Annotated in this window: 12 protein-coding genes; 9 read left to right on the top strand and 3 right to left on the bottom strand. The window is 61.2% G+C overall.

What is annotated here, in order from left to right; genetic code table 11:
• The first annotated feature begins 170 nt into the window (after positions 1–170).
• From V1277_RS08590 to V1277_RS08570, 5 genes are all read left to right on the top strand, one after another.
• Complete coding sequence (locus V1277_RS08590; protein WP_334415808.1) at positions 171–2,894, top strand: hybrid sensor histidine kinase/response regulator; 2,724 nt, start codon at positions 171–173, stop codon at positions 2,892–2,894.
• A 12-nt stretch (positions 2,895–2,906) separates the two neighbouring features.
• A complete protein-coding gene (locus tag V1277_RS08585; RefSeq protein WP_334373220.1) occupies positions 2,907–3,377 on the top strand; it encodes a chemotaxis protein CheW in 471 nt (156 codons plus the stop codon).
• Between the two features lie 58 nt (positions 3,378–3,435).
• A complete protein-coding gene (locus V1277_RS08580; protein WP_028347253.1) occupies positions 3,436–3,801 on the top strand; it encodes a response regulator in 366 nt (121 codons plus the stop codon).
• An 80-nt stretch (positions 3,802–3,881) separates the two neighbouring features.
• Positions 3,882–5,048, top strand: a complete 1,167-nt coding sequence (locus V1277_RS08575) for a protein-glutamate methylesterase/protein-glutamine glutaminase (RefSeq protein WP_334373222.1) — start codon at positions 3,882–3,884, stop codon at positions 5,046–5,048.
• Positions 5,045–5,923, top strand: a complete 879-nt coding sequence (locus tag V1277_RS08570) for a CheR family methyltransferase (RefSeq protein ID WP_334373224.1) — start codon at positions 5,045–5,047, stop codon at positions 5,921–5,923. Before V1277_RS08575 ends, V1277_RS08570 begins: the two co-directional genes overlap by 4 nt.
• A gap of 232 nt (positions 5,924–6,155) precedes the next feature.
• Here V1277_RS08570 and V1277_RS08560 read toward each other — a convergent pair whose 3' ends face one another.
• Positions 6,156–7,499 (bottom strand): aminotransferase class I/II-fold pyridoxal phosphate-dependent enzyme, encoded by a 1,344-nt coding sequence (locus V1277_RS08560; protein ID WP_334415807.1) that lies wholly within the window; start codon positions 7,497–7,499, stop codon positions 6,156–6,158.
• 270 nt (positions 7,500–7,769) lie between these two features.
• Here V1277_RS08560 and V1277_RS08555 point away from each other — a divergent pair, with 270 nt between their 5' ends.
• A complete protein-coding gene (locus tag V1277_RS08555) occupies positions 7,770–8,561 on the top strand; it encodes an outer membrane protein (RefSeq protein WP_442894460.1) in 792 nt (263 codons plus the stop codon).
• Positions 8,562–8,587: 26 nt separating this feature from the next.
• Here the strand turns inward: V1277_RS08555 and V1277_RS08550 are convergent, their stop codons facing one another.
• Positions 8,588–8,977: a response regulator gene (locus tag V1277_RS08550; RefSeq protein ID WP_334415806.1), complete on the bottom strand. Its 390-nt coding sequence runs from the start codon at positions 8,975–8,977 to the stop codon at positions 8,588–8,590.
• Positions 8,970–10,448 carry a sensor histidine kinase gene (locus V1277_RS08545; protein ID WP_334415805.1) on the bottom strand — a complete coding sequence of 493 codons (1,479 nt, stop codon included), beginning with the start codon at positions 10,446–10,448 and terminating at the stop codon, positions 8,970–8,972. Before V1277_RS08545 ends, V1277_RS08550 begins: the two co-directional genes overlap by 8 nt.
• Before the next feature lie 207 nt (positions 10,449–10,655).
• Between V1277_RS08545 and V1277_RS08540 the strand changes: the two genes are divergently transcribed.
• The 3 genes from V1277_RS08540 to V1277_RS08530 all read left to right on the top strand — a co-directional run bounded on the left by V1277_RS08540 (position 10,656) and on the right by V1277_RS08530 (position 14,407).
• Entirely contained in the window at positions 10,656–12,086 is a 1,431-nt protein-coding gene (locus V1277_RS08540) for a sensor histidine kinase (RefSeq protein ID WP_334415804.1), read from the top strand.
• A gap of 2 nt (positions 12,087–12,088) precedes the next feature.
• Positions 12,089–14,002: a putative bifunctional diguanylate cyclase/phosphodiesterase gene (locus tag V1277_RS08535; protein ID WP_334415803.1), complete on the top strand. Its 1,914-nt coding sequence runs from the start codon at positions 12,089–12,091 to the stop codon at positions 14,000–14,002.
• A 90-nt stretch (positions 14,003–14,092) separates the two neighbouring features.
• The gene (locus tag V1277_RS08530) at positions 14,093–14,407 is read left to right on the top strand and encodes a hypothetical protein (RefSeq protein ID WP_334364769.1); all 315 of its coding nucleotides are present in this window, start codon (positions 14,093–14,095) and stop codon (positions 14,405–14,407) included.
• Positions 14,408–14,523: the final 116 nt, after the last annotated feature.

The following is a 14,523-nucleotide window of genomic DNA, read 5'->3' as shown; positions in this document are numbered from 1 at the left end:
TTAACCAACAGTTGAAAACAGGCGGCAGAATTCATTTCTGCCGTCTTATCTCTTTGTTGATCCCGTTCTTTTCCATTTGCTCAACCAATATTAAACGCTTTGCATAGAAGCTGGCCCTGTTCCGTAAGGCGCGTCGATGTCGCGTGCCGGTGCGTACGAAGGCCAGTTTCATGGATGATTTGTTGCGGGAGTTCCTGACCGAAACCAGCGAGAGCCTGGATACGGTCGACAATCAGTTGGTGCGGTTCGAGCAGGATCCGAGCGACGCGAAGATCCTGGATAACATCTTCCGCCTGGTCCACACCATCAAGGGCACCTGCGGCTTCCTAGGGCTGCCGCGGCTGGAAGCGCTCGCCCATGCCGGCGAAACCTTGATGGGCAAGTTCCGCGACGGCATGCCGGTCAAGGCCGAAGCCGTGACGCTGATCCTGTCGAGCATCGACCGCATCAAGGAAATCCTCGCAGGTCTGGAAGCCACCGAGACCGAGCCCGAGGGCACCGACGAAGACCTGATCGAGAAGCTGCATGCGATGGCCGAAGGCGGTCACCATGCGGCGGAAGCGCAGCCTGAACCCGCGCCCGCGCCCGTCGTGGCGGCGCCGCCGGTCGCGCCCGCGATGACCAAGGGCACGCTGGTCGAGCAGGTGCTGGAGCGTCCGTTGCGTCCGGGCGAGGTCTCGCTCGACGACCTCGAGCGCGCCTTCCGCGAGACCGCGACCGAAGCCGCGCCGGCACCCGTCGCCAAGGCTGCGCCGGCGCCGGAAGCCAAGGAAACTGCCAAGGAAACGGCGAAGGCAAAGCCGGCCAAGCGCGCCGCCGCCGTCGAGGTCGACGGCGAGGTCGCCGACAAGATCGCCAACCAGTCGATCCGCGTCAACGTCGACACCCTCGAACATCTGATGACGATGGTCTCCGAGCTGGTCTTGACCCGCAACCAGCTTTTGGAAATCTCCCGCCGCAACGAGGACACCGAGTTCAAGGTGCCGCTGCAGCGGCTCTCCAACGTCACCGCCGAGCTGCAGGAAGGCGTCATGAAGACGCGGATGCAGCCGATCGGCAACGCCTGGCAGAAGCTGCCGCGCATCGTGCGCGACCTCTCGGGCGAACTCGGCAAGCAAATTGAATTGGAAATGCACGGCGCCGACACCGAGCTCGACCGCCAGGTGCTCGATCTGATCAAGGATCCGTTGACGCACATGGTGCGCAACTCCGCCGACCACGGCCTGGAGACCCCGGCCGAGCGGCTCGCGGCCGGCAAGGGCGAGCAGGGCACCATCCGGCTCTCCGCCTATCACGAGGGCGGCCATATCATCATCTGCATTGCCGATAACGGCAGAGGTCTCAACACCGAGCGGATCAAGGCCAAGGCGCTGCAGAACGGCCTCGTCACCGAGGCCGAACTGGAGAAGATGACCGAGGCCCAGATCCACAAGTTCATCTTCGCGCCGGGCTTCTCCACCGCCGCCACCGTCACCTCGGTGTCCGGCCGCGGCGTCGGCATGGACGTGGTGCGCACCAATATCGACCAGATCGGCGGCACCATCGACATCAAGAGCGTGGCCGGCGAAGGTTCTTCCGTCACCATCAAGATCCCGCTGACGCTCGCGATCGTTTCGGCCCTGATCGTGGAAGCCGCCGGCGACCGCTTTGCGATCCCGCAATTGTCTGTGGTCGAGCTGGTGCGCGCCCGCGCCAACTCCGAGCACCGCATCGAGCGCATCAAGGACACCGCGGTCTTGCGGTTGCGCAACAAGCTGTTGCCGCTGATGCACCTGAAGAAGCTGTTGAAGATCGACGACGGCTCGTCCTCAGACCCCGAGAACGGCTTCATCGTGGTCACCCAGGTCGGCAGCCAGACCTTTGGCATCGTGGTCGACGGCGTGTTCCACACCGAAGAAATCGTGGTCAAGCCGATGTCGACCAAGCTGCGGCACATCGACATGTTCTCCGGCAACACCATTTTGGGCGATGGCGCCGTGATCATGATCATCGACCCCAACGGCATTGCCAAAGCGCTCGGCGCCTCCGGCGCCTCGGCCCATGAGATGGCCGATGAGGCCGCCGCGGCGCATGCGATGTCCGGCGAACAGCTCACCTCGCTGCTCGTGTTCCGCGCCGGCTCAAGCCAGCCCAAGGCGGTGCCGCTCGGCCTCGTCACCCGGCTGGAAGAGATCGCCACCGACAAGATCGAGCTCTCTAACGGCCGCTACATGGTGCAGTACCGCGACCAGCTCATGCCGCTGGTGCAGATGGCCGGGGTCACTGTCCAGACTACCGGCTCGCAGCCGATCCTGGTGTTTGCCGACGACGGCCGCTCGATGGGGCTCGTGGTCGACGAGATCATCGACATCGTCGAGGAGCGGCTGCACATCGAGGTCGCCGGCCAGCAGGACGGCATTCTGGGTTCCGCCGTGATCAAGGGCCAGGCCACCGAGGTGATCGACGTCGGCCACTTCCTGCCGATGGCGTTTGCCGACTGGTTCTCGCGCAAGGAGATGCGGGCCTCCTCGACCGCGCAATCGGTGCTCTTGGTCGACGACTCCGCCTTCTTCCGCAACATGCTGGCGCCGGTCTTGAAAGCCGCCGGCTACAAGGTGCGGGTCGCCGTCAACGCGCAGGAGGGGCTCTCGGCGCTGCGCTCGGGCCAGACCTTCGACGTGGTGCTGACCGACATCGAGATGCCCGACATGAACGGCTTCGAATTCGCCGAGACGATCCGCGCCGACAACAATCTGGGCCAGTTGCCGATCATCGCGCTGTCCTCGCTGGTGTCGCCGGCGGCGATCGAGCGCGGGCGGCAGGCCGGCTTCCACGACTACGTCGCCAAGTTCGACCGCCCCGGCCTGATCGCGGCGCTGAAGGAACAGACCGCCGACACCCGGCGCGCGGCTTAAGGAAGCAAGACCATGACAACCAAGACCGAGACCATCGAGGGCACCGTGGCCGAATACGTCACCGCCGTGATCGGCGGGCAATTGTTCGGCCTGCCGATCTCGCGGGTGCAGGACGTGTTCATGCCGGAACGGCTGACCCGGGTGCCGCTGTCCTCCGCCGAGATCGCCGGCGTGCTCAATCTGCGCGGCCGCATCGTCACCGTGGTCGACATGCGCGCCCGGCTCGGACTGCCGAAGAACGACGACGGCAAGCCGCCGATGGCGGTCGGCGTCGACCTCAGAGGCGAGTCCTACGGCCTTTTGATCGACCAGATCGGCGAGGTGCTGCGGTTGCCCGACAATGGCCGCGAGGAAAACCCCGTCAACCTCGACCCCCGCTTCGCCAAGCTCGCCGGCGGCGTGCACCGCCTCGACGGCCAGCTCATGGTCGTCCTCGACGTCGATCGCGTTCTCGAAATCATACCTGACCTGATGGCGGCATGAAAATCCAACCCGGTACGGAAACATCCCTTTTGGGAATTGATGTAAGTGGAGGCCTAAAATGAAAACATGTCTGGTCGTTGATGACTCGAGCGTCATCCGAAAGGTCGCGCGGCGCATCCTCGAAGGTCTCGACTTTCAGATCGTCGAAGCCGAGGACGGCGAGAAGGCGCTTGAAGTCTGCAAGCGCGCGATGCCCGAGGCGGTTCTGCTCGACTGGAACATGCCTGTCATGGACGGCTACGAATTCCTCGGCAATCTGCGCCGCATGCCCGGTGGCGACGCGCCCAAGGTGGTGTTCTGCACCACCGAAAACGACGTCGCGCACATCGCGCGTGCGCTGCATGCCGGTGCCAACGAATACATCATGAAGCCGTTCGACAAGGACATCGTCACCGCGAAGTTCCAGGAAGTCGGCCTGATCTGATCTCTATGTGATCCCGGCGGCTCAACGGCCATCGGCGTTGGTTTTGCAAGTGTGCCGCTTGAGTTGGGTCGGGTGAAGTAATGAGTGTTGCGTTAACGAAGTCTCCGCCGCCAGTCTCGACAAGGCAAGACAAGCTGCGCGTGATGGTGGTCGACGACTCCGTGGTGATCCGCGGGATGATCTCGCGCTGGATCGGCGCCGAGCCGGACATGGAGGTCTCCGCCTCCCTGCGCACCGGCCTCGACGCCGTCAACCAGATCGAACGCATCAAACCCGATGTCGCCGTGCTCGATATCGAAATGCCGGAGCTCGACGGCATTTCGGCGCTGCCCCAGTTGCTTGCGAAAAAGCGCGACCTCGTCATCATCATGGCGTCGACGCTGACCCGCCGCAACGCGGAGATCAGCTTCAAGGCGCTCTCGCTCGGCGCCGCCGACTACATTCCAAAGCCGGAGAGCACGCGCGAGGCCACCGCTGCCGAGACGTTCCACCACGATCTGATCCAGAAGATTCGCCATCTGGGCGCCAGGGCCCGCCGCCGTGCGTCGCCTGGCGCGAGCCCGGCTCCGGCACCAGCCGAGCGGGTGCGCGAGGTATCCGTTCATCCGGTCGCTGCACCGGTTGCGCAACTGCCACTGGCGCGCCGGCCCTTCAGCATGCTGGCGCCGCGTGTGCTTCTGATCGGCTCGTCGACCGGCGGCCCGCAGGCCCTGATGGCGCTGGTCGCCGATATCGGTCCGGTGATCGATCGTTTTCCGGTGCTGATCACCCAGCACATGCCGCCAACCTTCACCACGATTCTTGCCGAGCATCTGGCACGCGCGAGCCGCCGGACGGCGCATGAGGCCGTTGACGGCGAGATCGTCAAGCCCGGTCGGATCTATCTTGCGCCGGGCGGCCGCCACATGCGCGTCGTGCGCCATGGCGCGGACGCCACGATCGCGCTCGACGACGGGCCGCCGGTGAATTTCTGCAAGCCTGCGGTGGACCCGCTGTTCAACTCCGCCATCGACGTCTGGCAGGGCGGCATCATGTCGGTGATTCTGACCGGCATGGGCTCCGACGGGATGCGCGGCGGCAAGGAGATCGTCGCCGCCGGCGGCAGCGTGATTGCCCAGGACGAAGCGACCAGCGTGGTGTGGGGCATGCCGGGCGCGGCCGCCAATGCAGGTATTTGCGCGGCGGTTCTGCCGCTCAATCAGATCGCGCCAAAACTGGTTCGGTTGTTTTCGGGAGATCGTTCGTGACGCCTTCAGACTATGAGTATCTGCGTAAGCTTCTGAAAGAGCGCTCCGGGCTCGATCTTTCGGCCGACAAGCAATATCTGGTCGAAAGCCGGCTGCTGCCGTTGGCCCGCAAGTCCAGCCTGCCGGGCATTTCCCAACTCGTCGAGAAGATGAAGGGCGGGGCCAGCGCGCTGACGGCGGAGGTGGTCGAGGCGATGACCACCAACGAGACGTTTTTCTTCCGCGACAAGATTCCGTTCGATCATTTGCGGGAAGCGGTCATTCCGGCACTGGTACAGGCGCGCGCGGCCCGCCGGTCGTTGCGCATCTGGTGCGCGGCTTCCTCCACCGGGCAGGAACCGTATTCGATCGCGATGTGCCTGAAGGAGGCGGGACCCCTGCTGTCCGGCTGGCGCACCGAAATCGTCGCGACCGACCTGTCGCAGGCGGTGCTGGAAAAATCGAAGGCCGGCATCTTCAGCCAGTTCGAGGTGCAGCGCGGATTGCCGATTGGGTTGCTGGTGAAATATTTCAGCCAGAACGGCGAGCTCTGGCAGATCAATGCCGAGATCCGCAGCATGGTGCAGCATCGTCAGCTCAACCTGCTGCAGGATTTCTCCCATCTCGGCGTGTTCGACGTCATCTTCTGCCGCAACGTGCTGATCTATTTCGATCAGAATACCAAGGCCAACATCTTCGAGCGACTCTCCCGGATGCTGGAGCCCGATGGCGTGCTGGCGCTGGGCGCTGCCGAATCAGTGGTCGGCATCACCAACAGCTTCAAGCCCTATCCGGAGCGACGCGGACTTTATCGTCCGAACATCGCACCGGTGATACGGGTGGGGGCGTCGACCCTGGTGCCGCAAACCCTGCGGGCGGTTGCCGCGGCGCGCTGATCTTCTTTACCTCGCCCCGCTCTTCGCGGGGAGAGGTCGGCGCGTAGCGCCGGGTGAGGGGTCGCTCGGCGCGCTCCGGTTGTCATTGGATTTCGCGGGTAGAGCCTCCGTAGGGGCCTCTCAGCCTCAGCCGGTCGAGGCGGAGGATGCACTTCAGGTATGCAAACAGTACTTCGATCTTCTCAACGCGAGTGACGGCGTACTCGCCAGTTCGACAGGGGGGGCCGCGGCATCAAGCTGCGACGCCCTTTACGGGTTTGATCCGCCGCAGCTCATCGAGTTCCAGTTCCGCTTCCGCCTTTGCAATGGCCAGTATTCGCACAGCGGTGGCGATGTTTTCCGCGGAGTGATTGGCCATCACCTGCATGCGAATTCGGGCCGCGCCCTTGGGAACGGCGGGAAATTCCACTAGGTTGGCGACCAATCCGAGTTCGATAAGGCGTCTTGAAACAAGACGTGCAAGGCCTTCCGAACCCATTTTGACGCAAACGATCGCGGATGGGTCGCCATAATAGTCGAGGCCGGCCTGCTTCAACTCGCGACGAAGCGACAGGACGTTGGCGAGCATCTTGCGCCGTAGCGCGTGCCCTTCGGCGGAAGCGACGATCTCGAATGCCTTCAGGATCGTCGCGGCCTGCGCCGGCGAAAGGGCATTGGAGAAAGTGGCAGGGGCGCTGTAAAAGCGTAGATATTCCTGCACCGCTCGGCTCTTGCAGGCGACGAACCCGCCGTTTGACGCAAACGTCTTGGAAAAGCTCCCCATCACAAGGTCCACCTTGCCGAGCATGTTCTGCAAGCCGATGTGGCCGCGGCCGCCCTCGCCCAAGCAGCCAAGATCATGTGCGACGTCGACGACAAGAGTCGCGTTGAATTCGTGGCAGAGCGCTTGCAGGGCAGCGAGATCGGGGGTGTCCGAGTCCATCGAGAACAATCCCTCGGTGATCACGAGGATTCCGTTCTCTTTGTCCTTGGCTCGGATTTTGGCGAGGATGTTCCGGCAATAGTCGTTATCCAGATGCCGGAACAGATGAAGGTTTGGGGTTGCGGCGTGAGCGCCCTCCTGCAGGCAGGAGTGTGCCAGCATGTCCATCACGATATGGTCGGCCGACCTGACGAGGCCCTTCACGACGCCGAAGCCCGCGGCCCAACCGGTCGGGTACAACACGACGTGGTCCATCGCCAGGAATTCGGCGATCTTGCGCTCGAGCGCTACCGAGTACGAAGTGTTGCCGACAAGCGCAGGAGAGCCAGCGCTATGTACCCCACAGCGCTCGATAGTCTCGATCGCCGTTGCCTTGATGGCCGGATGCGATGCCAGGCTGAGATAGTCCTGCGAAGCAAAGTTTACGCCGAGCATCCTGTTGCCCCGGTCGTCCTGAGCAGAGCAAACGGTCTTGGGACCGTCCTCCGTGGCACGAGAGAAGGGCCAGAGGCCGTGATGCCGGCGCAGATCCTGCCAGCGGAAGAAACCTTCGGTGCGTCCCAAAAGGTCTGCCCCACCGGGGACGCGGAAGTCCCTCATGCTGCCCGTCAAGGCGGCCGGCGCAATACCGGTGTATGAATCGTTTGAAGCCATCCCGAACTCGTATTTTTGGTTATTCTGTTGAGCGTGCAGGATGCCCGGGACGAGATTAATTCCTGGTTGGATATTGGGAAGTTTTCCGGCCTTTTCCGGCGAAATTTGTGTTTGGTTTTCTGTACCTTAAGAGCTGCACAGAAAGTCATGGCGGACGCTAGGAAGGGCCGCGGGGGCCTTGGGCGCCCGCGCGCGTAAAGGCGGCGTTAACCATAGATGGCGCAATGTGTCTTTCACGTTTCAAGGCCATCCGGAGCAAGCGAGGAATTCATGATCGGCGTCCTGAAAGGCCAGCCATTCCGCAAAATTTCAAGCCGGGTCGCGGCGGCAGTGATGGTTGTGAATGCGCTCTCCGCGCCCGCATTCGCTGCGGATTTACGACTGCCTTTGAAGGCGGCCCCGCCCATCCCGCCTGTTCCGGTATTCTCATGGACCGGCTTTTATATCGGCGCGAACGGCGGCTGGGGCTCAAGTCGCAACTGCTGGGATCTTGTTCCGCCCACGCCGGTACCCCCTGCGCTGCTCGGCCCCGAAGGCTGCCACGATGCGACAGGCGCCGTAGCCGGTGGCCAGATCGGCTATCGCTGGCAGGCAGGCGCCGCAGTCTTTGGTCTGGAAGCGCAGGGTAACTGGGCTGACCTCAACGGCAGCAAGATCAGCCCGCCGTTCCCTGCCACGACCAACCGGTCACGGATCGAAGCGTTCGGCCTGTTCACCGGCCAGATCGGCTGGGCCGTCGAAAATACACTGTTTTACGTCAAGGGCGGCGGCGCCGTCACCGATAGCCGCTTCCGCTACACCGACAATGCGACCGGCATCGTTCTCGGCGCTGCGAACGACACGCGATGGGGAGCCGCGGTAGGCGTCGGCCTCGAATTCGGCTTCGCTTCGAACTGGTCGGTCGGTGTGGAGTACGATCATCTGTTCATGCAGGATCGTACGTTTGACTTTACCAGCCCGGCTGGTGCTTACGCCGGCACGGTTGCCACCCGTCAGGATGTTGATCTCGTCACGGCCCGCGTGAACTACAGGTTTGGTGGCCCCGTGGTCGCGAAATACTGACCGCGCTGAAGTTCGACGGCGTGGGCCTAGGCGGCCGGACTCTCGCGAGCGACCGAAGGCAGATGCGACCGCATCTTGCCGAGCAGCCGCTGCATGTCGACAGGCTTCGTATCAAAATCGGAGCAGCCGACTTCGACGCTCTTGTCGCGATCGCTGGCGAGCGCATGGGCGGTCAGCGCAATGATCGGAATGGCGGATGTCGCGGGATTGGCCTTGATCCGCTGTGTTGCTTCCCAACCGTCCATTTCGCCGAGCGCCACATCCATCAGGATCAGATCGGGCAATTCGCTCGCTGCCATGTTCACGCCCGTTGGACCGTCACAGGCACAGCAGACAGAGAAGCCGTTGCGCTCGAGACGGCGCGTAAGCATGTCCCGGTTCATCTCGTTGTCTTCGACCAGCAGAATCCTATGCATTGGCAATCCCGGCTGACGCAGGCAGAGCCGTGTCGGTGAGGTCGGGGACGAGCGTCGCCGTGGCGTAACGATCGGTCTTTCGCCGGCCTTCGACGAGCGGTATGCTGACCGTGAAGCGGCTGCCTTTCCCGGGCTCACTTTCCACGGTGACTTCGCCGCTCATCAACTTGCAGAGCCTTTGGCTGAGCGCCAGCCCAAGCCCCGTACCGCCATACTTGCTGGTGCTGGAGTCGTCGGCGACGGTGAATTTCTCGAACAGTTTCGCCATTTGATCCGGCGCGATGCCGATTCCCGTGTCCACAACGTCAACGACGAGTTGATCTCCCGCCGCGCTCTTCAGGCGTCGTGCGGCAATCTCCACCTTCCCGTTGTGGGTGAATTTCGTGGCGTTATCGGTCAATTGTCCGACGATGTTGCGAAACTTGCCGGCATCGCAGAGCGCGGTCCCGAGATCGGGGGAGATCGAGCAGGCGAACTCGTTCCCGCTTGCCTCGACCGAGGTCATCGCCTTCTCAGCGATCTCGCGGAACAAGGCGCAGAAATCCGTCTCTTCCAAGTGCAGCTCCATCTTGCCGGCTTCGATCTTCGAAAGATCGAGCACCTCGTTGACGAGCTTCAAGAGGTGTTGCCCAGCCATGTGGATCTTGGTCAGGTCAGCAATGCCCTCGCGATCGCCGTCGAGTTCGGCGTCTTCGAGCAGCATCTGGCTGTAACCGATCACCGCGTTGAGCGGTGTGCGCAACTCGTGACTCATCTTGGCCAGAAATTCCGATTTCGCGGCTCCCGCGCGCTCGGCTTCCTCGGTAGCCGCGCGCAGCGCCGACGCCGTTGCCATGTGCTGGCGCATCTCGCTTTCAAGCTCGCTCTGCGATGCCTGGATCTTCGCGTAGTAGAGCGCCATCATCGCCACATAGATCGACGCTGCCGTCGTCGAGACGAGCCCGAGCCCCTGCATCGCAGCAACCGGCAGTTTGCTGTTGACTTCGAATGCATGGAAATAGAAGAAGCTAAAGATCGCGACGTTGACTGCGAACATGATCATGACGATCAGTCGTAGCTTGCTCGAGGAGCCCAGATAGAAGAAAGCGAGCAACGGTATGACGAGCACCCAGGCGAGCGTGGGAGACGTCACGCCGCCATAGAAGAAGCAGCTCCAGAGGATACAGAAGATCAGGTTTTCGATCGAGACCAGCGCGAGCGTGTCGTAGGTCGCGCCGGCGCGCAGGATGAACGGAAATACCCAGAACAACGTGATCGACGCCGCGAGCACTGCCACGTCATATCCGGGCGCGGGGTCAAGCAGATAGATCGAAATCGGAACGACGTTTCCGATGAAGGGACCCAGGATGTGACTGACGAGAAACACGTGAGCACGGTTTCGCGTATCGCGATCGGCGGCGATGCTGGGCGGAATGAAGTAGTTGACCAGCTTGTCGAGGGCAGCAATCGCCCTTGCAAATTTTTCTTTCATGAAACTGAGCCAGCTTCTGCGAGTTGGTTTTCCGATATTCCGGTCCGTCGTGCTTGCGCTCGTGCAAGCAGAAAATATGCAATTTCCGGCAGCTAACCTTTTCAGAGCTCAATTAAAACCCCGTTAATCGGCCAGACTTCCTGACTAAACCGAATTTTAAAGGGCCGAGGGCTAGCCTGCGCCCAATTTGAATTGACGGGTGGCGACATGCCCTTTTTGCAAGAAGTCGTTAGGCTTATCGATTGGTTTATTCCGACACGGTCAAAGCTCGAGCGCTCCGAGCGGGGACTCGCGCAGAACTTCATATTCACACACCTGTTCGGGCCGCTGCTTTCACAGTCCATCAGTCTGTTTCTCTATCTCAGCGACCCGCACCGGGGCGCTGCCTGCTGGACCGTAATCGTCTGCATCTGGCTGTTCTGGACGCTTCCGTTCGTCTACAGGGCGAGCGGCAATCTGCAGCTCTCGGCGCTGATTTCCGTCGAGCTGCTTGCTTTCACCTCGCTGTTCGGCGCCTATTTTTACGGCGGAGTCAGTTCGCCATTTCTCCCGTGGTTGCTCGTCAGCCTGCTGCTCGGCTTCTTCTATATTTCGCAACGCCCGATCCTCATCGTTGGCCTGTTCACCTTCAACATTCTTGGCTTCGTTCTCGCCTACCTGCTGTGGGACTTTCCGACGCTTCTGTCGCACGAGCAGCTTTCGATGGTCGGGTGGATCTCGATCCTGTCGGCCACGATCTACATGTCGTGGATGGCGATCTATTACGCCAACATGATCACGGTCGGGTCCGAGCTCGAGCGCGAGGCCGTAAGGCATCGGGAGACGGCGGTGCGCCTGCGCGAAGCCAAGGACATGGCCGATGAGGCGAACCGCGCGAAGTCGATCTTCCTGGCGAAGATGAGCCACGAGCTTCGTACGCCGCTGAATGCGGTGATCGGCTTCAGCGAGATCTTGCTCGAGGGCGTGGAATTCGAGGGCAAGAACAACCGAAGGAAGCCAGACCTCGAACGGATCAATTCCGCAGGAAAACATCTGCTGTCGCTGGTGACCGATGTCCTTGATCTGTCCAAGATCGAGTCAAACCATATCGAACTTAAGATCGAACAGTTCAATCTGAATGACATGGTTCGCGAGGTTGTCGCCACGGTTCAACCCGCGGTAGCCGAAAAGAAGAACAAGCTCGTCGTCAGGTGTCCGTCCAACCTGGGCATCGTGTCCACGGACCAGACGAAGCTGCGGCAAGCCGCGCTCAATCTGTTGAGCAATGCGGCGAAGTTCACGGAAGGGGGCACGATCATCCTGTCCGCGCAGCGCCGCAAGCATCAGGCGGGCGACTGGATCGAGATCCAGGTGCAGGATACCGGAATAGGCATCAGCGAGTCCGAAATCGGACGACTCTTCCAGAATTTTGGTCAGGCCAACCAGGCGACATCTAGCAAGTATGGCGGAACGGGCCTCGGTCTTGCGCTGAGCCAGAAGCTCTGCGCCTTGATGGGCGGAGGCATCTCGGCAACCAGCGAGCCGGGGCGGGGATCCTGCTTCACGATACGCGTGCTGGCCTGGATGACCGAGCAGCGGCCGGCCGACGAACCATCCATCATGCCCGCGTTTGCGGCTGTCAGTCCATCGGCGGTGTAACGATGTCCATCCAGAACACGAATGTGACGCGTCTCGAGGATTTTGCGTCACAGGAGTCGAGCACCGCCGACAGTAATGCTGAGGTGCGTCCACACTTGCTGATCGTCGACGACATCAGCGACAATCGCGCGATCCTTTCGCGGCGCTTCGAACGGCGCGGCTTTGCCGTCACGGAGGCGGAATCCGGGCTGGCCGCCATTGAACTCATCGAGAAGGAAGCGTTCGACCTCGTCCTTCTCGATGTCATGATGCCTGGAATTGACGGAATAGAAACCCTGAAACGGATTCGTGGTCGAAAATCGTCGTCTACACTTCCCGTCATCATGGTTACCGCCAAGTCGGAAAGCGCCAACATCGTCGATGCCCTCGAGTGCGGCGCCAATGACTACGTCACGAAGCCGGTGGATTTTGCGGTCGCATTGGCGCGGGTGAATACGCAGATCAGCCGCAGACGCGCGGAGCAGCAGGTGGAGGTTGCGAATGACCAGCTTCGCCGGACGAACGAGGCATTGGAGGCGCGCGTGGAAGAGCGCACAAAGCGCCTCGCCGACGCCAATCAAAGGCTCAAGGAAGAGATCGCGGATCGTGAGGAACTGCAGGCGAGATCCCAATATCTAGCTTATCATGATTCGCTGACGGGGCTCGGCAATCGGATGCTGTTCAAGGAACAACTCGAGCAGGCGCTTACAGACGAAACGGTGACACCGCATCCGCTTGCGGTCCTGTTCGTAGATCTCGATGGATTCAAGGCGGTCAACGACACCGGGGGCCACTCGGTCGGCGATCTGCTTCTGAAGTCCCTTGCCGCCAAGCTTCGCGATCTGCTGCCGCCAACGGACCGCATTGCGCGGCTTGGCGGCGACGAGTTCGCGATCCTGCAGATATCGGGTATCCAACCATCAGCGTCGCTCGCTCTTGCAGAGCGAATCATCGAGGTCGCGGCTCATCCGCAGACTATCGAGGGAAACGACGTGACTGTGGGCGCGAGCGTCGGAATCGCGATTGTGCATCCTGGTGAAATGAATGCGGAAACCGTCCTTAAATGCGCGGATCTCGCGATGTACAGCGCGAAGTCCGGCGGTCGCGGCACATTTCGCATGTTCGATCCGCAGATGGATGCCATCGTCCAGACCAGGCGGTCGCTGGAGCGGGATATGCGCAACGCGTTGGCCCAGGGCGACTTCAGCCTGTTCTATCAACCGCTGGTTAACCTGCAGACCAAGAAGGTAACCGCCTTTGAAGCGTTGATGCGCTGGCATCATCCCGAGCGCGGCTCGGTGGCGCCGTCGGAATTCATTCCGGTCGCCGAGGAGATGGGCCTGATCCTGCCGCTGGGCGAATGGGCGTTGAGACAAGCATGCATGGAGGCGGTTCACTGGCCGGACGAAATCAACCTCTCGGTCAATCTGTCTCCTTTGCAGTTCGCCAAGGGGAACCTTGTTTCAACCGTCATGAGCGCGCTCGCTTCATCGGGACTGCCAGCGAACCGCCTCGAGCTGGAGATCACGGAGTCGGTCTTGCTCGAGAAATCCGACAGAAACATCGGGATCTTGAACCATCTGCGCTCGCTGGGCGTGCGGATCTCGATGGATGATTTTGGCACGGGCTATTCCAGCATCGGGTATCTGCGCAGTTTCCCTTTCGACAAGATCAAGATCGATCAATCCTTCGTCCGGGACGTGCTCGTCGACGAGGGAAGCCTAGCCATCGTTCGGGCGATCGCCGGGCTCGGTGTGAGCTTCGGCATGACGACAACCGCAGAGGGAGTCGAGACGGAAGAGCAAATGCATTGCCTGAGCCGGGAGGGCTGTATCGAAGTTCAGGGATACCTGCTCAGTAAACCGGTGCCACCGGCTGAAGTGCCAGGATTGCTGGAGCAGCTTAAAGCCGGTGGTGCGCCAGGTTCCGGTTCCTGAAGTGTGTGCTACCCAAATGCCGGTGGGAGTGTTTTTCCGCGTCGGGCACGCTCTTAGGTTCAACCCGATTGATTGGTCCGAGAGCCGGTGATGGAAACCGGACTCGATGTACCGACAGAACTTCGCCTCCTGGTCGCCACTGGCCTCGATAACGCTGAAAAGGCTTTTGCGTTCTTTTTCGACGCCGGGACAAAGTCGGCTGCACCAGCTTCCAAGGAAACAATCGCTCTTCTAAAGCGGGTTGTGGCCGTGAAGTTAGATTACGCTCGAAAGCTTGCGCTCGCGAGTGAGCTATCAGAAATGACCGCGTTGCAATTCGTATATTGCCAAGCACAAGTTGAAATCACGGCTGATCTAATTCGCATTGTTTCGGATTCGATCCCCCAGCGAGCGCTGACTCAATAACGGCATCATTTAGTGATGTCTGTTAGTCTAAAGGGTAAAAATCGAACCCCATTAGGCGTGCCCCCTTCAACGAGGGACGCGACCTCACCCTCACCCCACCAACCCTCTAAGAGCTT

Source organism: Bradyrhizobium sp. AZCC 1588 (genome assembly GCF_036924735.1).
Lineage (GTDB): Bacteria > Pseudomonadota > Alphaproteobacteria > Rhizobiales > Xanthobacteraceae > Bradyrhizobium.
The sequence above is the reverse complement of the archived record's forward strand: the minus strand, read 5'-3'. Positions and strand labels throughout refer to the sequence as shown.